Consider the following 18,360-nt stretch of genomic DNA (forward strand, 5'->3'; position numbering starts at 1 on the left):
GGCGGATCGGGGGCCCACGCCGGAGACCGGCCGGACACCCCGTCGACGCAGGTCAGGGCGCCAGGGCCGCCCCGAACGGAAGGTTCCTGACGACGGTGAAGAGCGCCACCACGCCCGCGATCGCCCACCAGTGCACGGCCCGCGGCGCGAGCGTGAAGGGCCTGCCGCGCAGCGTCCGGGTGAACCAGACCGTCCAGATCACGGCGAAGGCCACGTAGCCCGCCACGGCCAGGGCGTTGAGGCCGATCGCCGCGCCGAAGTCACCGTGCACGACCGCGTACGCGCTGCGCAGACCGCCGCAGCCGGGGCAGTACTCGCCCGTGTACTGCAGCAGGGGGCAGACCGGGTAGTGGCCGGTCACGTTCGGGTCGAAGGTGCCGACGTACGCGAAGGCGGCGGCGACTCCGCCGAGGACGCCCAGCGGGGCGGCGAGGGCACTCGGCTTCGGCCTGGCAGCAGTCTCGGTCACCCGGTGATTGTCCCGCGCCGGGCCCGCCCGGAACAGCCGGGGTGGCCGGAAAGCACGGAGCCGCCGCCGGCGGAGGTGCCGGCGGCGGCCCGGGGGCCGTTGCGCGGGTCAGCCGCGCTGCTTCTCCGGCATCGCCTTGCCGAGGCCCGCGGCGCGCATGCCGAGACCGACCACACCGCCCAGGGCGGCGACCGCCAGGCCGGCGAACATGCCGATCGGCTCCGCCAGGACGACGAAGGCAGCCGCGACGCAGAAGCCGATGAAGGCGATGGTCACGCCGGTCCAGGCGGCAGGGGTGTGTCCGTGGCTGTTGCCCGCCATGAGTGCTCCCAAGTCGTTCTTCGAGAAAGGGTCGTCAGTTCGTCCGCCCGCGCGACGGCGCGGGTCACGCGCCATTGTCCCCCGTTGCGCTCACGCTCCGCGCGCGGGGGGTGGCCCGGCGCGTCAGGACGCGTCGGTGGGGTCCTCGCCGCGGTCCAGCGCCTTCCACAGGTCCTCGGGGCGCTCCTCGCCGGCGGCCGGTGCGGAGGGGCGGGCGGGACGCGCCGCCTTCGGGGTGTCGCGGTCGTACCGGTTCGACATGCCGGGCCAGGTCCGCGCGCGGAGCAGGGCGACGGTGCCGGCGAGCAGCAGGAGCACGCCGCCCGCCGCGGACACCCCGGGCCACGCGCTGGTGGAGGAGCCGGAGACGGCGGTGCGGGACAGGCCGCTGGCGGTCGCCGCGGCCGCGTCGAGGGCCGTGGTGTCGCCGAGCGCGAGCAGCGCCGCCGCGACGGCCCCGGCCCCGCACAGCGCCAGCAGCCCGGCGACGAGCAGCCGGGCCGCTCCGCGTACGGCGAAGACCGCCACGAGGGCGGCGAGGCCCACCAGCGCGAGCGCCCCCGGCACCCCGGTGACCTGGTGACCGGAGACCGTGACCGGCACCCCGCCGTCGGCGAACGGGGCATTGCCCTCCTGCCACGTCTTGCCCGAGGCCAGCAGCACGACGGCGGCGCCGAGCACACCGCTCGCGAGGGCCAGGACGAGGCTGCCGCGGCCCCCGGACCGGCGGGCGGCCGGTCCGGCGGCGCTCTCGGGGGCCGGTTCTGCGACGGTGCCGGACGCGGCGGTGCCGGGCTGCGGTACGGAGCTGCTCACCCGACCACTATCCCCCGTCGCCGCACCGCCCCGGCACGCGGGGCCCGGCCGGCGGCGGTCACGCCCCGGAGCGCATCCGGTTGGCCGTGCCGACGGCGCGGAGCACCGCGGCGGCCTTGTTCCGGCACTCGGTGTCCTCGCCGACCGGGTCGGAGTCGGCGACGACGCCCGCGCCGGCCTGCACGTACGCGGTCCCGTCGCGCAGCACCGCGGTACGGATGGCGATGGCGGTGTCGGAGTCCCCGGCGAAGTCCAGGTAGCCCACGGCGCCCCCGTACAGGCCGCGCCGGGTGGGCTCCAGTTCGTCGATGATCTGCATCGCGCGCGGCTTGGGCGCCCCCGACAGGGTGCCCGCGGGGAAGCAGGCGGTGAGGACGTCGAAGGCCGTGCGGCCGGCGCCGAGGCTGCCGGTGACGGTGGAGACGATGTGCATGACGTGGCTGTACCGCTCGATCGACATGAAGTCGACGACCTCGACGCTGCCCGGCTCGCAGACCCTTCCGAGGTCGTTGCGGCCCAGGTCGACCAGCATCAGGTGCTCGGCGCGCTCCTTGGGGTCGGCGAGCAGTTCGTCGGCGAGCGCCTGGTCCTCCTGGGGCGTCGCGCCGCGCGGCCGGGTGCCGGCGATGGGGTGCACCATGGCGCGGCCGTCCTCGACCTTCACCAGCGCCTCGGGGCTGGAGCCGACGACGTCGAAGCCGTCGAAGCGCAGCAGGTACATGTAGGGCGAGGGGTTGGTCGCCCGCAGCACGCGGTAAACGTCGAGGGCGCTCGCCGGGCACGGCGTCTCGAACCGCTGCGAGGGCACGACCTGGAAGGCGTCGCCGGCCCGGATGTACTCCTTGGCGGTCTCCACCGCGGCCTGGTAGGCGGCGCCGCCGAAGCGCGAGGTGACCTCCTCCGGGAGCCGGGAGGGCGGCAGTTCGGCGGGCGCGGAGTCCACCGGGCGGGCCAGGTCGGCGGTCATCGCGTCGATCCGCCGCACGGCCTCGGCGTACGCCTCGTCGACACCGGTGTCGAGGTCGTTGTGGTTGATCGCGTTGGCGATCAGCAGCACCGAGCCGTCCCAGTGGTCGAGCACCGCCAGGTCGGAGGTGAGCAGCATGGTGAGTTCGGGCAGCCCCAGGTCGTCGCGGGCGTGGTCGCCGATGCGCTCCAGGCGGCGTACGACGTCGTAGCCGAGGTAGCCGACCATGCCCCCGGTGAACGGCGGCAGACCGGCGTCGTCGTGCAGGTCGCGCGGGGTGTGCAGGGCCTCGATCGTGGCCCGCAGCGCCTCCAGCGGGTCGCCGCCGGCCGGCACGCCGACCGGCGGCGTGCCCACCCAGTGGGCCTGGCCGTCGCGCTCGGTCAGGGTGGCGGCGCTGCGGACGCCGACGAAGGAGTAGCGGGACCACGAGCGGCCGTTCTCCGCGGACTCCAGCAGGAAGGTGCCGGGGCGCTCGGCGGCGAGCTTCCGGTACAGGCCGACCGGGGTGTCCCCGTCGGCCAGCAGCTTCCTGCTGACCGGGATGACACGGCGGTCCTGCGCCAGCTTGCGGAAGGTGTCGAGGTCGGGGGTGACGGTGCCCGTGGTCATGGTCCGCAGCCTAGTGCCCGGGCGCGGGCGGTTCAGGTCAGCGGCAGTTCACCGGCGTCGAAGCAGGTGCGGTCGCCGGTGTGGCAGGCCGCGCCGACCTGGTCGACCTTGACCAGGATCGTGTCGCCGTCGCAGTCCAGGGCCACGGACTTCACGTGCTGGACGTGCCCGGAGGTGTCGCCCTTGACCCAGTACTCCCGGCGGCTGCGGCTCCAGTAGGTGCAGCGGCCGGTGGTGAGGGTGCGGTGCAGCGCCTCGTCGTCCATCCATCCGAGCATGAGGACCTCGCCCGTGTCGTACTGCTGCGCGACGGCGGGCACGAGGCCGTCGGCGGTGCGCTTGAGACGGGCGGCGACGGCTGGGTCGAGCGGGGATTCCATACCCCCATTCTGCCCGCTCCGGGCGGTGCGACTTCGGCTCCTGGCCTCACCCCGCTCACCCGTATGGGGCATGCTTCGTCCATGAGTTTTCCTCCGCCGTCGCCGCCCGACGACCCGCGCTCAGGACAGGGCGGCGGTTTCGGGCCGCCCCCGGGGGGTTTCGGCCCGCCGCAGTACCAGCCCCAGCAGCAGCCGCAGTACCAGCCGCAGCCGTTGCCGCCCTACCAGAACCAGCCGCAGTTCCCCGGCCCCGCGCAGCCGGGCGGCGGTTACGGCTACCCGCCCCCGCCGCAGCCCCCGCGCAGCGGTGGCGGCGCGAAGGTGGCGGCGATAGCCATCGGCGCGGTCGTCCTGGTGGCGGTCGTGATCGGCGGCCTGGCGATCGCGCTCAGCGGCGGCGAGGACGACAAGGGCGCCACCGGGTCCACCAGCAGCAGCCCCACGGCCTCGACGCCCACCACCCAGGACACGGCGACCACGTCCACGGAGCCCGACCCGTCGGAGACCTTCCGCAAGTACGTCGTGCTCAGCCCCGGCCAGTGCTTCGACGACCCGGGCCTGGACAGCGGCGTCACCGAGGTCACCACGGTCTCCTGCAACGGCCCGCACGACGCCGAGGTCATCGCCAACGAGACCATCACGGGCACCTTCGCCACCGAGGCCGCGCTCAAGGCCAAGGTGCTGAAGCTGTGCGAGGCGGACGCCGCCAAGCGCCTGAAGGACGTCAAGGACAACCCCGGGTACTTCTACTACGCGCTGTACCCGAAGCTCACGGGCTACCAGTTGCAGGGCAAGGACACCATCTCCTGCTCACTGACCCTCAGCAACAAGCCGGACGGCAAGAAGCTGACCAAACCGCTGCCGTAGCTGCTGCCCACCGGCGGGGGCCGGACGTAGGCTGACGGCATGTCGACTCATGCCCAGCGTGAACGTCTGCTCCTCGCCGACCTGCTGGAGAGTGCCGGACCCGAGGCGCCAACCCTCTGCGAGGGCTGGACCACCCGCGACCTCGCCGCCCACGTCGTGGTGCGGGAGCGCCGCGGTGACGCCTCGGCCGGCCTGGTCATCCCCTTCCTCGCGGACCGGTCGGAACGGGTGCGCAAGGAGTTCGCCGAACGGCCCTTCCAGGAACTGATCCGCCTGATCCGCACCGGGCCGCCGCGGCTGTCGCCGTTCGGCCTCAAGCAGATCGACGAGGCGGCCAACACCGTCGAGTTCTACGTCCACGCCGAGGACGTGCGCCGGGCCCAGCCGGACTGGTCGCCGCGCGAACTGGACCCGGTCTTCGCCGACCTGCTCTGGTCCCGGCTGGAGCGCTCCGCCCGTCTGCTGGGCCGCAAGTCCCCGGTCGGTGTGGTGCTGCGCCGCCCGGACGGCCAGACGGCGGTGGCGCACCGCGGCGCACCGGTGGTCACCGTCACCGGCGAGCCCGGCGAACTGCTGCTGTTCGCCTTCGGCCGCCAGGACTCCGCCCGGGTGGAGACGGAGGGCGACAAGGACGCGGTGGCCCGGCTGTACGACGCCAGGCTCGGCATCACCGCCTGAGTCCGGCTACCCGGGGCGGCGGGCGAGTTCCGCCCGCCGCAGCGCCGGTGCGGCGAACCCCACGACGGCCCCCGCGGCCGCGACCGCCGCGCTCCCGGCGAACACCGGCTGCACGCCCCAGGCGCCGATGGCAGCACCGGTGAGCGGATAGCTCATCGGTGCGACGCCGAGCGAGAACAGGGCCGCCACCGAGCTGACCCGGCCGAGGTAGGCGGGGTCGGTCAGGGTCTGCAGCAGGGCTCCGCACAGTGCGCCGCTCAGCCCTGCCACGAGGCCGGCCACGACCGCCGCGGCCACCGCCCCCGGCAGCGCGGGGACGAAGGCGAAGGCGGCCACCGCGACCGCCGCGAGCCCCAGGCAGCAGGCCTGCGCCAGGCCGGCGCGCGGCAGCCGGCCGCGTACCGTCAGCAGCAGGGAGGCGGCGCCCGCTCCGGCGCCGAAGCCGCTGACGATCCAGCCCAGCCCGGCCGCTCCCCAGCCCCGGTCGGCGGCGACCAGCGCGAGGCCGATGTTGAACGGCCCGGCGAAGCCCAGCTCGCCCACCGCGATGACGGCCATGAGGGCGGTGAGCACGCGCCGTCCGCGTATGTAGCGCAGGCCCTCCACCAGGTCCCGCCACGCGGAGCCGTCGGCCGGGGCGGCCCGGTCGCCGGGTGGCAGCGGGTCGACGCGGACGGCCAGCAGCAGCACGAGCGAGACCGCGAACAGCACGCCCGCCGCGGCGAACGCGGCCGCGGCGCCACCGGTCGCGACCACCGTGCCGCCCAGCGAGGCACCGGCCACGTTGCCGACGCGCATCGCGATCCCCTTCATGCCGTGCAGCCGCCCCAGTTGGTCCGTGCCGGTGATCCGGGGCGGCAGGGCGCCGACCGCGGGCAGGAACACCGCGTCCACCGCGCCGAAGAGCAGCGCGATCACGGCCAGCGCCCACAGCCCGGGGGTGGTGAGGACGAGCAGCGCGGCCGCCGCGAACATCACCGCGCACCGCGTCAGGTCGCTGCCGATGACGATGCGGCGCGGCCCGAACCGGTCGGCCAGCACTCCCCCGCCGAGCATCAGCACCGCGCGCGGCACGGCGCCGGCCGCGAGCACCAGACCCGCCCGCCCGGGGTCCCCGGCGCGGGTGGCCGCCCAGGACAGGGCGAGGAACCACACGGCGTCACCGACGATCGAGGAGGTGAACGCGGCCAGCCAGCGCAGGACGTTGGCGTCCCGGTGGGCGGGGGCACGGGAGGGGGACAGGGGCGGTGCGGCGGTGGCGGGCGCCGTCATGGGGTCGCGCCTCCTTCGGTGTTCACGGCCGGTAGGGGAATCCGTACAGGTGCACCGCGACGTGCTCGCGGCCCTCGGTGTCGCCCGCCTCCTCGGCGGCGCGCCCGCGGTCGGTCCAGCGCTTCATCAGCTCGTCCAGCTCCTCGGCGAACCGCCGCGTCTCGTCGGCGGTGAGCCGGGGCAGGTACTCGGAGCTGAAGGAGGCGTCGGTCCACTCCTTGCCCCAGGCGAGCTGCTGGTCGAGGTAGGCGGCGTAGCGCGCGTACCGGGTGGCGAGGAGCTGCCGGGTCACCTCGCCCATGACGGCGGCGCCCTCGGGGCGGTCGGCGAAGTCCGAGGCGCGGAAGGTGAATCCGCGCTCGGAGCCGACCTTCCACCACCGCTCGCGGCCGTCGGAGCTATGCCCGGCGGCCTCGGTGATGAACCCGTGCGCGGCGAGCTTGCGCAGGTGGTAACTGACCAGCGAGACCGCCTCGTCGACCTGGTCGGCCAGCTGGGAGGCGGTTGCGGTACGGGCGGTGAACAGGGCGCGGTAGAGCTCGATGCGCAGCGGGTGGGTGAAGACCTTGAGCGCGTCGAGGTCCGTGATCCTGCGGGGGTCCGCGCCGGTCTCTTCCGGCTCTTCCTCGGTCATATCCGGGAGGCTAGACAGGAAAGGGAATTTGCGCAATGGAAATTGCGCAATTGATCGTGCGCATCGGGGCGGTGGTCGCCCAACGCCGCTCCAGGTCGACGTCGGCAGGGACCGCGTGCGTCCGCGCCCGGAACCGGGCAAGCGCACCGAGTACGGCTGGTCCGGCCGGGAAGATCTCGAACGGCTGGAGGAGAACCGGGCGTCCGGTGAGACCCTGGTGCACGACGTGATCGCCGCAGCGCTCGACCTCCGTGGGTGACGTGTGCCGTACCTGAAGCTGCTCCGCCGGCCCCATGTGGGCCGTCTGCTGTCCGGTTCGCTCGTCGGACGGCTGCCGACCGCCATGGCGGCCCTGGCCATCGCCCTGGCGCTGCGCGCGGCCGGTGCCGACTACCGGCTGGTCGGCGCCGCCGGGGGTGTCTACGCGGTGTCCGGGGCGATCGGCGGGCCGCTCCTGGGACGGTGGGTGGACCGGCTGGGGCAGCCGCGCGTGCTCGTCGTCTCGTCGCTGGTCTCGGCCGCCGGCTTCGCCGCGCTGGCCGCCGCTCCGGGCAGCACGGCGGTGGCGGTGCTGGGCCCGGCCGTCGCCGGGGCCGCGTCGCCTCCGCTGGAGCCGTGCCTGCGGGCGCTGTGGCCCGACCTGGTGGAGCCGGACGAACTGGAGTCGGCGTACGCCGTGGACGCGGGCGCGCAGGAACTGGTCTTCATCGGCGGCCCGCTGCTGGTCGGCGGTCTCGCCGTGGCCGGACCGCCCCGGCTGGCGCTGCTGGCCGCGGCCGTACTCGGGGTGGTGGGCGCGCTCTCCGTCGCGACCTCCGCGCCGTCCCGGGCGTGGGCCTCGGCCGCCCGTTCCGTCCACTGGCTGGGGCCGCTGCGGAGCCGGGCCCTGGTGGTGCTGCTGTGCGCGCTCACCGGCTGCGGCTGGGCGCTGGGCACGTTCAACGTCTTCGCCGTCGCCTACGCGGAACGGCACCCGCTGCCCGGCGGCGCGGGCACGCTGCTGGCGCTGAACTCCACCGGGGCCCTGATCGGCGCCCTGCTGATCGCCGCGCTGCCCTGGCGGGCGGACGCGGCCACCAAGGCGGCCGTCACCGGCGCCGGGATGGCCCTCACGTTCTGGCCGTTCACCCTCGTCCCCGGCCCGCCGGCGATGGCGCTGGTCGCCCTGCTCAGCGGGGTGTTCTTCGCGCCTCTGCTCACCGTGGTGTTCCGGCTCACCGGCGAGCTGGCCCCGGTGGGCACCGTCACCGAGGCCTTCGCCTGGCTGGTCACCCTCGTCACCACGGGCATCGCGGGCGGCTCCGCCGTCAGCGGCCTCATCCTCGCCGACGGCTCCCTCCCCGCGGCGGCCGTCAGCGCCGCGAGCGGCGTCACCCTCTCCGCCCTCACCCTCACCGCCACGCGCCCCCTGCTCGCCCGCGACACCGCCGCCGTCCAGCCCGCCGGCGGGGCGTGAACCGAACGGACGGCCGCCCGCGCGGGCCGCGTGCGCGACGCCGTCGCGCTAGCGCACCGGGTGCCCGGCGTCGCGCAGGGTCTGCTTGACCTCGCCGATGCGCAGGTCGCCGAAGTGGAAGACCGAGGCCGCCAGGACGGCGTCGGCGCCGGCGGCGACGGCCGGGGGGAAGTCGGTCAGGCGGCCCGCGCCGCCGGAGGCGATGACGGGGACGGTGACGTGCTTGCGGACGGCGGCGATCATCTCCGTGTCGTAGCCGTCCTTGGTGCCGTCGGCGTCCATCGAGTTGAGCAGGATCTCGCCGGCGCCCAGTTCGGCGGCGCGGTGCGCCCACTCCACCGCGTCGATGCCGGTGCCCCGGCGGCCGCCGTGCGTGGTCACCTCGTACCCCGACGGGGTCCCGGCGTCGGTGCGGCGCGCGTCCACGGACAGCACGAGCACCTGCCGGCCGAACCGCTCGGCGATCTCGCGCAGCAGGTCGGGCCGGGCGATCGCGGCGGTGTTGACGCCGACCTTGTCCGCGCCGGCGCGCAGCAGCCTGTCGACGTCGTCGGCCGAGCGCACGCCGCCACCGACGGTGAGCGGGATGAAGACCTGCTCGGCGGTGCGCCGCACCACGTCGTAGGTCGTCTCCCGGTTGCCCGAGGACGCGGTGATGTCGAGGAAGGTCAGCTCGTCGGCGCCCTCGGCGTCGTAGAGCTTGGCCATCTCGACGGGGTCGCCCGCGTCCCGCAGGTTCCGGAAGTTGACGCCCTTGACGACCCGGCCGCCGTCCACGTCCAGGCAGGGGATGACTCGGACCGCCAGGGTCATGTGCTCAAGCTCCTCGGAATGCTTCCAGTTCGACTTCGACCAGGACCCGGGAGTCCACGAAGCCGGAGACGACGACCACCGTCGCGGCGGGACGCACGGCGTCGAAGAACTCCTTGTGGGCCCGGGCCACCGCGTCCACGTCGCGGGTGTGGGTGAGGTACATGCGGGTGCGCACCACCGATCCGGCACCGAGGCCGAACTCCTCCAGCGCGGCCAGCGCGTTGGAGAAGGCGGTCTTCGCCTGCTCGTACGGGTCGCCCTCGCCGTACAGCGTGGTGCCGACGAACGGCATCGTGCCGCCGACGAGGACCCGGTCCCCCGCCTCGACGCCACGTGCGAAACCGAACTGCTCCTCCCAGGGGCTGTCGCTCTGCACACGCCGTACGGCAGGGGTTTGGGTCATCGCGACACAGCCTCCAGAGCCTCTTCCAACGTGAACGCCTTGGCGTACAGGGCCTTACCCACGATGGCGCCTTCGACGCCCTCCGGCACCAGGCCCGCGAGGACGCGCAGGTCGTCGAGGGAGGAGACCCCGCCCGAGGCGACCACCGGCCGGTCGGTGGCGGCGCAGACGTTCCTCAGGAGCTCGACGTTGGGGCCCTGGAGGGTGCCGTCCTTGTTGATGTCGGTGACGACGTAGCGGGCGCAGCCCTCGGAGTCGAGGCGGGCCAGCGTCTCGTAGAGGTCCCCGCCGTCGCGGGTCCAGCCGCGGCCGCGCAGCGTGGTGCCGCGGACGTCCAGGCCGACCGCGATCCTGTCGCCGTGCTCGGCGATGACCTTGGCGACCCACTCGGGGGTCTCCAGCGCGGCGGTGCCGAGGTTGACCCGGGTGCAGCCGGTGGCGAGGGCCGCGGCGAGGGTGTCGTCGTCGCGGATGCCGCCGGACAGCTCGACCTTGATGTCCATGGAGCGGGCGACCTCGGCGATCTGCGCGCGGTTGTCGCCGGTGCCGAAGGCGGCGTCCAGGTCGACCAGGTGCAGCCACTCGGCACCCGCCTGCTGCCAGGCCAGGGCGGCGGCCATCGGGTCGCCGTAGGACGTCTCGGAACCGGACTCGCCGTGGACGAGGCGGACGGCCTGGCCGTCGCGGACGTCGACGGCGGGGAGGAGTTCGAGGCGGTGCGTCGTGCTCATGGCGGCGTACGTCCTAGTCCTTGAAGGTGTCGAGCCAGTTGGTCAGGAGCTGGGCGCCGGCGTCGCCGGACTTCTCGGGGTGGAACTGGGTGGCCCACAGCGGGCCGTTCTCCACCGCGGCGACGAAGGGCTCGCCGTGCGTGGCCCAGGTGACCTTCGGGGACCGCATCGTGGGGTTGGCGGTCTCCAGCTCCCAGGCGCGCACCGCGTACGAGTGCACGAAGTAGAACCGGGCGTCGGCGTCCAGGCCGGCGAAGAGCCGCGAGTCCTCGGGTGCCTCGACGGTGTTCCACCCCATGTGCGGCACGACCGGCGCGCGCAGCGGCTCGACGGTGCCGGGCCACTCGTCGCAGCCCTCGGTGGTCACGCCGTGCTCGACGCCCTTCTCGAAGAGGATCTGCATGCCGACGCAGATGCCCATCACGGGCCTGCCGCCCGACAGCCGGCGCCCGATGATCCACTCACCGCGCACCGCCTTCAGCCCGGCCATGCACGCCGCGAAGGCGCCGACGCCGGGGACGAGCAGCCCGTCGGCGTTCATCGCCTTGTCGAAGTCCGCGGTGATCTCGACGTCCGCGCCGGCCCGCGCGAGGGCGCGCTCGGCGGAGCGGACGTTCCCGAAGCCGTAGTCCAGGACCACGACCTTCCTGTCGCTCATCTGCGGTCCCCCTACAGCCGCAGCAGACCGGCCGCCAGCGACATGGCGGAGCCGATGCCGAGCAGCACGACGACGCCCTTGGGCATCTTCTGCTTCCAGAACGAGTAGACGCCGCCGGCCAGGAAGAGGCCCAGCAGGATGAACAGGATGGCCGGCTTGCTCACAGCGCGCCCTTCGTCGACGGGAGGATGCCCGCGGCGCGCGGGTCGCGCTCGGAGGCGTAGCGCAGGGCCCGGGCCAGCGCCTTGAACTGGCACTCCACGATGTGGTGGGCGTTGCGCCCGTACGGGACGTGGACGTGCAGCGCGATCTGCGCCTGGGCGACGAAGGACTCCAGGATGTGCCGGGTCATCGTCGTGTCGTAGGAGCCGATCATCGGCGCCATGTTCTCGGGCTCGGTGTGCACCAGGTACGGGCGGCCCGAGAGGTCCACGGTGACCTGGGCGAGGGACTCGTCCAGCGGCACGGTGCAGTTGCCGAAGCGGTAGATGCCCACCTTGTCGCCGAGCGCCTGCTTGAAGGCGGCGCCCAGCGCGAGGGCGGTGTCCTCGATGGTGTGGTGGGTGTCGATGTGCAGGTCGCCCTCGGTCTTGACCGTGAGGTCGAAGAGGCCGTGGCGGCCGAGCTGGTCGAGCATGTGGTCGTAGAAGCCGACTCCGGTGGAGATCTCGGTCCTGCCGGTGCCGTCGAGGTCGAGCTCGACGACGACGGACGTCTCCTTGGTCGTGCGCTCCACGCGGCCGACGCGGGTCATGTGGTTACTGCTCCTTCTTCAGCTCGCGTACCGCTTCGAGGAACGCGTCGTTCTCGGCCGGGGTGCCCGCGGTGACCCGCAGCCAGCCCGGTACGCCGTTGTCGCGGACGAGGACGCCGCGGTCGAGGATCGCCTGCCAGGCGCGGTGGCTGTCCTCGAAGCGGCCGAACTGGACGAAGTTGGCGTCGGAGTCCGTGACCTCGCAGCCGATCGCCCTCAGCTCGCCGACCAGGCGGTCCCGCTCGGCCTTCAGCTGCTCGACGTACCCCAGCAGCGTATCGGTGTGCTCCAGGGCGGCCAGCGCGGTGGCCTGGGTGACGGCCGACAGGTGGTACGGCAGGCGCACCAGCTGGACGGCGTCGACGACCGCCGGGTCGGCGGCGAGGTAGCCCAGCCGCAGGCCGGCGGCGCCGAAGGCCTTCGACATGGTGCGGCTGACCACCATGTTGGGGCGGCCCTCGATCAGCGGGAGCAGGGACGGACCGTGGCTGAACTCGCCGTACGCCTCGTCGACCACGACCAGCGAGGGCCGGGCGGCCTGGGCCGCCTCGTACAGCGCCACGACGGTGTCGGCGGCCACGGCCGTGCCGGTGGGGTTGTTGGGCGAGGTCACGAAGACCACGTTCGGCCGGTGCTCGGCGATGGCCCGCCCGGCGGCGGCCGCGTCGATGGTGAAGTCCTCGCGGCGCGGGCCGGTGATCCAGCCGGTGCCGGTGCCACGCGCGATCAGGCTGTGCATCGAGTACGAGGGCTCGAAGCCGATCGCGGTGCGCCCGGGGCCCCCGAAGGTCTGCAGCAGCTGCTGGATGACCTCGTTGGAGCCGTTGGCGGCCCACACGTTGGCCGGGCCCACCTCGTGCCCGGCGGTCCGGGTCAGGTACCCGGCGAGTTCGGTGCGCAGCTCCACCGCGTCCCGGTCGGGGTAGCGGTTGAGGTCGCGGGCGACCTCGCGGACCCGCTCGGCGATCCGCTCGACCAGCGGCTCGGGCAGCGGGTACGGGTTCTCGTTGGTGTTCAGGCGTACGGGCACGTCGAGTTGCGGGGCGCCGTAGGGGGACTTGCCGCGCAGTTCGTCCCGGATGGGAAGGTCGTCGATGCCGGTCACGAACCCGGTACCGTCCAATCGAATCGGGCGCGGACCGCGGCGCCGTGCGCGGGCAGGTCCTCGGCGTCGGCCAGGGTCACCACGTGCGGCGCGACCTCCGCCAGCGCCTCGCGGGTGTAGTCCACGACGTGGATGCCGCGCAGGAAGGACTGCACCGACAGGCCCGAGGAGTGGCAGGCGCAGCCGCCGGTGGGCAGGACGTGGTTGGAGCCGGCGGCGTAGTCGCCGAGCGAGACCGGGGCGTACGCGCCGACGAAGACCGCGCCCGCGTTGCGCACCCGGGCGGCGACGGCGGCGGCGTCCGCGGTCTGGATCTCCAGGTGCTCCGCCGCGTAGGCGTCCACCACCTGCAGGCCCTGCTCGATCCCGTCGACCAGGACGATGCCGGACTGGCGCCCGGCCAGCGCGGGGGCGATCCGGTCCTCGACGTGCTTGGTGGCGGCGACCTGCCGCTCCAGCTCCTTCTCCACCGCCTCGGCGAGGTCCACGGAGTCGGTCACCAGGACGGCGGCGGCCAGCGGGTCGTGCTCGGCCTGGCTGATGAGGTCGGCGGCGACGTGCACCGGGTCGGCGGTGGCGTCGGCGAGGACGGCGATCTCGGTCGGGCCTGCCTCCGCGTCGATGCCGATGCGGCCCTTGAGCAGGCGCTTGGCGGCGGCGACATAGATGTTGCCGGGGCCGGTGACCATGGTCGCCGGGCGGCACTCCTCGGTGCCGTACGCGAACATGGCGACGGCCTGGGCGCCGCCCGCCGCGTACACCTCGTCCACGCCGAGCAGCGCGCACGCGGCGAGGATCGTCGGGTGCGGGAGCCCGCCGAACTCCTTCTGCGGGGGCGAGGCGACGGCCATGGAGCCGACCTTGGCCTCCTGGGCGGGCACCACGTTCATCACCACGGAGGACGGGTAGACCGAGCGGCCGCCGGGCACGTACAGGCCCACCCGGTCGACCGGCACCCAGCGCTCGGTGACCGTGCCGCCCGGCACGACCTGCGTGGTGTGGTCGGTGCGGCGCTGCTCGCCGTGGACGAGCCGGGCGCGCCGGATGGACTCCTCCAGCGCGGCCCGCACCTTCGGGTCCAGCTCCGCCAGGGCCCGGGTCAGCGCCTCGGCGGGGACGCGTACCCGGTCGATGGTGACGCCGTCGAACCTCTGCGCGTAGTCGATCAGTGCCGCGGTGCCACGATGCTTGACGTCCTCGCAGATCGGGCGCACCTTCTCCAGTGCGGCCTCGACGTCGAGCTCGGCACGGGGCAGCAGGTCGCGGTCGATGCCGTCCGACGGGAAGGCGTCGCCGCGCAGATCGATTCGGGAGATCACCCTCCCAAGTGTAGAGAACCGCCCTCGTCGCCTCCGTCGAGTATCAGTCCGTGATACGCGTACCGGCCCCGCCCGGTGATCTCCCCGGCTAGCGTTTCGGTCGTCGTCGCCAGCCACGGGAGGGAAACCGGTGACCGAGCCGTCGGACGTCGCGCCGCCGCACGACTGGACCGCTGTGGAGCAGGGCCTGTGGGAGGCCTTCCGCCGGGGGGAGCTGTACGACCTGCGCACCGGCATCCCGGAGCGGGACGACCCGGCCGCCGACCGCTTCTGGGGCCCGGACCGCACGGTACGGGCGGAGGTGATCGCCAAGCTGCTCCTGGACGGGCCGCAGGCCGCCTCGGGGCGCGTGTCGTGCGTGAAGCTGTCCGGGGCCCAGATCAGCGGGCAGCTCAACCTCTCGGGCGGCACGGTGGTGCCGTACGTGGAACTGCACGACTGCCGCTTCGAGCAGCAGGTGCTGCTCGCGGAGTGCAACTTCACGACCCTGCGCATGGTGCGCTGCGCCATACCCCGGCTGGAGGCGGCCCGACTGCACACCTCCGGCGACCTGCACCTGCCGCAGTGCACGATCGAGGGAGGGATACGGCTCACGGACGCCCACATCGGTACGGACCTGCTGCTCAACCAGATCACCCTGCGCAAGGACCGGCACGGCCGGGCGCTGGCGGCCGACGGGCTCAGCGTCGCCCAGGACGTCGAGGCCGAGCTGATCGAGGCGACCGGCGAGGTCAGCCTGCGCAGCGCCCGCATCGGCGGCCGCCTCAGCCTGCGCGGCAGCCGGCTGCACAACCCGTACGGGCGCTACGCGCTCAACGCGGCCCGGGTCACCGTCGAGCACACCCTGTACCTCAGCGCGGGCTACGTCGGCACGGGCGGCTCCGGCGGCGGCACCCCTCCGCTGGGCGTGCGCACCCGGCGCTTCAGCTCCGACGGCGGGGTGCGGCTGGACGACGGCCGCTTCGGCAACGCGGTGATCATCCACCAGGCGCGGTTCCGGCTCACCGGCGGGCAGCAGCTGTCGCTGCGCCGCGTCCAGACGCCCGAGCTGCGGCTCACCCTCGACCAGCCGCCGACCGGGACGATCTCGCTGGCCGGCGCGCGCGTGGGCAACCTCACGGACAGCCGCACCTGCTGGCCCGATGCCGGCGGTCTCGACCTGACCGGCTTCGCCTACGGCTCCCTCAGCCCCGAGGGCGCCTTCCCGCTGCGCGCCCGGATCGGCTGGCTGGCCGCGGCCACCCCGGAGTACAGCCCCGAGCCGTACGAGCACCTGGCGGCCGCCCTGCGCGCGAGCGGCGAGGACGCCGACGCCCGCGAGGTGCTGCTCGCCAAGCACCGGCGGCGCCGCGAGACCCTCCCGCTCGCGGGCAAACTCTGGGGCTACCTCCAGGACGTGACCGTCGGCTACGGCTACCGGCCCGGTCGCGCGGCGATCTGGATGGCCTTGCTCTGGGCGTTCGGGGCCGTCTTCTTCGCCGTCCACGGCGAGCCCGAGCCGGTGGACGGCGGCGCCTTCCCGAACTGGAACGCGCCCCTCTTCGCCCTCGACCTCCTCCTCCCGGTCATCAACCTCGGCCAGGACAACGCCTGGCGCCTCAACGGCGACGCCCAATGGGCCGCCGCGGTCCTCACCATGCTCGGCTGGATCCTCGCCACGACCGTCGCCGCCGGCGCCTCCCGCCTCCTCCGCCGCGGTTGACGCCGCATGTCCGTCCGGGCCACCCGGGAGGCCCCTGACAGCCCCGCTTATCCGGCCGCCCCCGGCCGCGCACCGCGGGGAGACACCCGGGGGCGGTACGGCACGAAGCCGACGAGGGGTGGGAGCCGCACCGACGCCACACCTCGGGCGGCAGCCCTCACCGTCCCCGGGTGCCACCGCGAACACGGCCCTGGCCCACCCACCGCGAACCGCGCGGGACACACCCGGGGGCGGTGCAGCACGAGGGGCCGACGACGGTGCGCGCCGCACCGGCCGCCAGGCCACGGGCCGCGGGACCTCCCGGGCCCCCACCACCCACGCGCCCGCGACAACGCCACCGCGTCGCGCACCTAGCGTCATCACGGCGGGGCCCCAGGTATCCCCGAGTCCAGGACGCGGACCGCCACAAGGCCGCGCCAAGCGAAGGTGGAAGGCAGGGTGGCACGGCACGAGGTCGGCGATGAGACGCACCCGCACCGGCCACCAGCCACGAGCGACGAGCCCCCACGCGCCCGCAACAACGCCCACCGCGACGCGTACCCGGCATCGTCACGGCGGCCCCGACCGGCACCACGCCACGGGCGGCAGCCCTCACCGCCCCGAGTGCGGCAGCGAACACGGCCCCAGCCCACACGCGCCCGGCGTCCCCACGGCGGCCCCGCACACCCCCGAACCCCGGACGCGGACCGCCGCAAAGCCGCGCCAAGCAAAGGCGAAAACCGAGCGGCACGGCACGAGCCGGCGAGGGAACGCACCCGCACCGGCGCCACGCCAGCGGCGGCGGGCTCTCCCGGGCCCCCACCGACGCGCCCGCGGCAACGCCCACCGCGTCGCGCACCCGGCGTCGTCACGGCGACCCCGAGCGGCGCCAAGCCACGGGCGGCAGCCGTCACCGGCCCCGAGGTGCCGCAGCGAACACGGCCCTGGCACACACGCGCGCGGCGTCGTCGCGGCGGAGAAAACGGGGCGGTACGGGACGAGGCCGACGAGGGGTGGGCGCCGCAGGCCCTAGGCTTGCTGACCGTGACCGCTCGTCTTCCGCTCTTCCCGCTCGGCTCCGTCCTCTTCCCGGGCCTCGTGTTGCCGCTCAACGTCTTCGAGGAGCGCTACCGCGCGCTCTTCCGCGATCTGCTGGCCCTGCCGGAGGACGCCCCGCGCCGCTTCGGTGTCGTGGCGATCCGCGACGGCCACGAGGTCGCCCCCGCGGGGGCGGAGGAGGCGGCGGCCAGGTACGCGCCGGACCTCTCCGGGGCGCTGTACGCGCTGGGCTGCACCGCGGACGCCGCGACGATCGGGGAGCGCGAGGACGGCGGCTTCGACGTCGTGGCGACCGGCACGACACGCTTCCGGCTGCTGTCGGTGGACGCCTCGGGGCCGTACCTGGTCGGCGAGGTCGAGGAGGTCGCGGAGGTGCCCGGCACCGGCTCGGGGGCGCTGGCGGCCAGCGTGGCCCGGGCGTTCCGCACCTACCAGAAGCGGCTGGCCGGGGCCCGGGAGCGGAGCCTGGCGGGGAGCCAGGAGCTGCCGGACGACCCGACCGTGCTGTCGTACCTGGTGGCGGCCGCGACCGTCGCCGCGGTCCCGGCGAAGCAGGCGCTGCTGGAGGCCCCGGACACCGCGGCCCGGCTGGAGCAGGAGCTCGCGATGCTGCGCCGCGAGGCGGCGGTCATCGACAAACTGCGCACCCTGCCCGCCGTGGACCTGACCCGGCAGGTCCCGAGCCCGAACTGACGTATCCTCGCAGCGCCATGGCCAAGAAGAAGCAGTCATCCTCCGGCGGCACGCCCGCCACCGTCGCGCTGGAGAAGGCGGACGCCGTCTTCACGGTGCACGCGTACGCCCACGACCCCGCCTCGGAGCTCGGCTACGGGGAGGAGGCCGCGCAGGCGCTGGGCACCTCCCCCGACCGGGTGTTCAAGACGCTCGTCGCCGACGTGGACGGGGCGCTGACCGTCGCCGTGGTCCCCGTCGCGGGGTCGCTGGACCTCAAGGCGCTGGCCTCCGCGGCCGGCGGCAAGCGCGCCGGCATGGCGGACCCGGCCGCCGCCGAGCGGACCACGGGGTACGTCCGGGGCGGGATCTCCCCGCTGGGGCAGCGCAAGCGGCTGCGCACCGTCGTGGACGCCTCCGCGCTGGAGCACCCCACCGTCTTCGTCTCGGCAGGCAAACGCGGCCTGGAGGTCGAGCTGGCCCCGCAGGACCTGGTGCGGCTCACGGACGCGGTCGTCGCGCCGATCGGACGTGCCTGACCCCTGGACGGCGGGGCCGTACGGGCGCACGCTGCCCGGAAGCGCACCCGGCTCAGGGGAGGCCCGATGTCCAAGCGCACCCGCAAGCGCAAGTGGCGGATCAAGAAGCGCAACGCCAACCACGGCAGGCGCCCGGCGTGACCTCCCGCCCCCG

Annotated in this window: 23 protein-coding genes; 8 read left to right on the plus strand and 15 right to left on the minus strand. The window is 74.3% G+C overall.

Features of this window, described 5'->3' with window-relative positions; genetic code table 11:
- Window positions 1-52: 52 nt before the first annotated feature.
- From ABZ479_RS02470 to hisI, 5 genes are all read right to left on the minus strand, one after another.
- On the minus strand, window positions 53-469 hold the full coding sequence (locus tag ABZ479_RS02470; protein WP_500459466.1) for a DUF2752 domain-containing protein: 417 nt from the start codon (window positions 467-469) through the stop codon (window positions 53-55).
- A 108-nt stretch (window positions 470-577) separates the two neighbouring features.
- Window positions 578-790 (minus strand): HGxxPAAW family protein, encoded by a 213-nt coding sequence (locus ABZ479_RS02475; RefSeq protein ID WP_500459467.1) that lies wholly within the window; start codon window positions 788-790, stop codon window positions 578-580.
- 123 nt (window positions 791-913) lie between these two features.
- Window positions 914-1,606, minus strand: coding sequence for a TIGR02234 family membrane protein (locus ABZ479_RS02480; RefSeq protein WP_500459468.1), 693 nt, complete (start codon window positions 1,604-1,606; stop codon window positions 914-916).
- A gap of 58 nt (window positions 1,607-1,664) precedes the next feature.
- On the minus strand, window positions 1,665-3,185 hold the full coding sequence (locus tag ABZ479_RS02485; RefSeq protein WP_500459469.1) for an anthranilate synthase component I: 1,521 nt from the start codon (window positions 3,183-3,185) through the stop codon (window positions 1,665-1,667).
- Window positions 3,186-3,217: 32 nt separating this feature from the next.
- Entirely contained in the window at window positions 3,218-3,565 is a 348-nt protein-coding gene (hisI, locus tag ABZ479_RS02490) for a phosphoribosyl-AMP cyclohydrolase (RefSeq protein ID WP_499607927.1), read from the minus strand.
- A gap of 81 nt (window positions 3,566-3,646) precedes the next feature.
- Here hisI and ABZ479_RS02495 point away from each other — a divergent pair, with 81 nt between their 5' ends.
- A complete protein-coding gene (locus ABZ479_RS02495; protein WP_500459470.1) occupies window positions 3,647-4,432 on the plus strand; it encodes a hypothetical protein in 786 nt (261 codons plus the stop codon).
- Window positions 4,433-4,471: 39 nt separating this feature from the next.
- A complete protein-coding gene (locus tag ABZ479_RS02500; protein WP_500459471.1) occupies window positions 4,472-5,110 on the plus strand; it encodes a TIGR03085 family metal-binding protein in 639 nt (212 codons plus the stop codon).
- 6 nt (window positions 5,111-5,116) lie between these two features.
- Here the strand turns inward: ABZ479_RS02500 and ABZ479_RS02505 are convergent, their stop codons facing one another.
- Both ABZ479_RS02505 and ABZ479_RS02510 read right to left on the minus strand, forming a co-directional pair.
- Window positions 5,117-6,382: an MFS transporter gene (locus ABZ479_RS02505; RefSeq protein ID WP_500459472.1), complete on the minus strand. Its 1,266-nt coding sequence runs from the start codon at window positions 6,380-6,382 to the stop codon at window positions 5,117-5,119.
- A 22-nt stretch (window positions 6,383-6,404) separates the two neighbouring features.
- Window positions 6,405-7,016 carry a winged helix-turn-helix domain-containing protein gene (locus tag ABZ479_RS02510; protein WP_500459473.1) on the minus strand — a complete coding sequence of 204 codons (612 nt, stop codon included), beginning with the start codon at window positions 7,014-7,016 and terminating at the stop codon, window positions 6,405-6,407.
- 115 nt (window positions 7,017-7,131) lie between these two features.
- On the opposite strand from ABZ479_RS02510, the gene ABZ479_RS02515 reads away from it, so the two are divergent.
- Window positions 7,132-7,275 (plus strand): hypothetical protein, encoded by a 144-nt coding sequence (locus tag ABZ479_RS02515; RefSeq protein ID WP_500459474.1) that lies wholly within the window; start codon window positions 7,132-7,134, stop codon window positions 7,273-7,275.
- Window positions 7,276-7,278: 3 nt separating this feature from the next.
- Entirely contained in the window at window positions 7,279-8,472 is a 1,194-nt protein-coding gene (locus ABZ479_RS02520; protein ID WP_500459475.1) for an MFS transporter, read from the plus strand.
- A 48-nt stretch (window positions 8,473-8,520) separates the two neighbouring features.
- Here the strand turns inward: ABZ479_RS02520 and hisF are convergent, their stop codons facing one another.
- The 8 genes from hisF to hisD are packed head-to-tail and all read right to left on the minus strand — an operon-like array spanning window position 8,521 to window position 14,255.
- Window positions 8,521-9,285, minus strand: a complete 765-nt coding sequence (gene hisF / locus ABZ479_RS02525) for an imidazole glycerol phosphate synthase subunit HisF (protein ID WP_500459476.1) — start codon at window positions 9,283-9,285, stop codon at window positions 8,521-8,523.
- A 4-nt stretch (window positions 9,286-9,289) separates the two neighbouring features.
- Window positions 9,290-9,688, minus strand: a complete 399-nt coding sequence (locus tag ABZ479_RS02530; protein ID WP_500459477.1) for a RidA family protein — start codon at window positions 9,686-9,688, stop codon at window positions 9,290-9,292.
- A complete protein-coding gene (priA, locus tag ABZ479_RS02535; RefSeq protein ID WP_499607902.1) occupies window positions 9,685-10,419 on the minus strand; it encodes a bifunctional 1-(5-phosphoribosyl)-5-((5-phosphoribosylamino)methylideneamino)imidazole-4-carboxamide isomerase/phosphoribosylanthranilate isomerase PriA in 735 nt (244 codons plus the stop codon). The genes ABZ479_RS02530 and priA overlap by 4 nt, the downstream gene beginning before the upstream one ends.
- Before the next feature lie 13 nt (window positions 10,420-10,432).
- Complete coding sequence (gene hisH / locus ABZ479_RS02540) at window positions 10,433-11,077, minus strand: imidazole glycerol phosphate synthase subunit HisH (protein WP_500459478.1); 645 nt, start codon at window positions 11,075-11,077, stop codon at window positions 10,433-10,435.
- 11 nt (window positions 11,078-11,088) lie between these two features.
- Window positions 11,089-11,241, minus strand: a complete 153-nt coding sequence (locus tag ABZ479_RS02545) for a CG2302 family histidine operon protein (RefSeq protein WP_406263956.1) — start codon at window positions 11,239-11,241, stop codon at window positions 11,089-11,091.
- Window positions 11,238-11,831, minus strand: a complete 594-nt coding sequence (hisB, locus tag ABZ479_RS02550; protein WP_319661088.1) for an imidazoleglycerol-phosphate dehydratase HisB — start codon at window positions 11,829-11,831, stop codon at window positions 11,238-11,240. The genes ABZ479_RS02545 and hisB overlap by 4 nt, the downstream gene beginning before the upstream one ends.
- 4 nt (window positions 11,832-11,835) lie before the next feature.
- A complete protein-coding gene (locus ABZ479_RS02555; RefSeq protein ID WP_500459479.1) occupies window positions 11,836-12,936 on the minus strand; it encodes a histidinol-phosphate transaminase in 1,101 nt (366 codons plus the stop codon).
- Window positions 12,933-14,255 carry a histidinol dehydrogenase gene (gene hisD, locus ABZ479_RS02560; protein WP_500459480.1) on the minus strand — a complete coding sequence of 441 codons (1,323 nt, stop codon included), beginning with the start codon at window positions 14,253-14,255 and terminating at the stop codon, window positions 12,933-12,935. Before hisD ends, ABZ479_RS02555 begins: the two co-directional genes overlap by 4 nt.
- A gap of 130 nt (window positions 14,256-14,385) precedes the next feature.
- On the opposite strand from hisD, the gene ABZ479_RS02565 reads away from it, so the two are divergent.
- The 4 genes from ABZ479_RS02565 (at window position 14,386) to ABZ479_RS02580 (ending at window position 18,347) form a co-directional block, all read left to right on the plus strand.
- Window positions 14,386-15,957, plus strand: coding sequence for an oxidoreductase (locus tag ABZ479_RS02565; protein ID WP_500459481.1), 1,572 nt, complete (start codon window positions 14,386-14,388; stop codon window positions 15,955-15,957).
- 1,014 nt (window positions 15,958-16,971) lie between these two features.
- Window positions 16,972-17,688, plus strand: a complete 717-nt coding sequence (locus ABZ479_RS02570) for an LON peptidase substrate-binding domain-containing protein (RefSeq protein ID WP_500459482.1) — start codon at window positions 16,972-16,974, stop codon at window positions 17,686-17,688.
- Between the two features lie 17 nt (window positions 17,689-17,705).
- Complete coding sequence (gene ybaK, locus ABZ479_RS02575) at window positions 17,706-18,206, plus strand: Cys-tRNA(Pro) deacylase (protein WP_500459483.1); 501 nt, start codon at window positions 17,706-17,708, stop codon at window positions 18,204-18,206.
- Between the two features lie 66 nt (window positions 18,207-18,272).
- Window positions 18,273-18,347 carry a 50S ribosomal protein bL37 gene (locus ABZ479_RS02580; protein ID WP_488180945.1) on the plus strand — a complete coding sequence of 25 codons (75 nt, stop codon included), beginning with the start codon at window positions 18,273-18,275 and terminating at the stop codon, window positions 18,345-18,347.
- Window positions 18,348-18,360: the final 13 nt, after the last annotated feature.

The sequence above is a fragment of the Streptomyces sp. NPDC005722 genome, assembly GCF_040630935.1.
Lineage (GTDB): Bacteria > Actinomycetota > Actinomycetes > Streptomycetales > Streptomycetaceae > Actinacidiphila.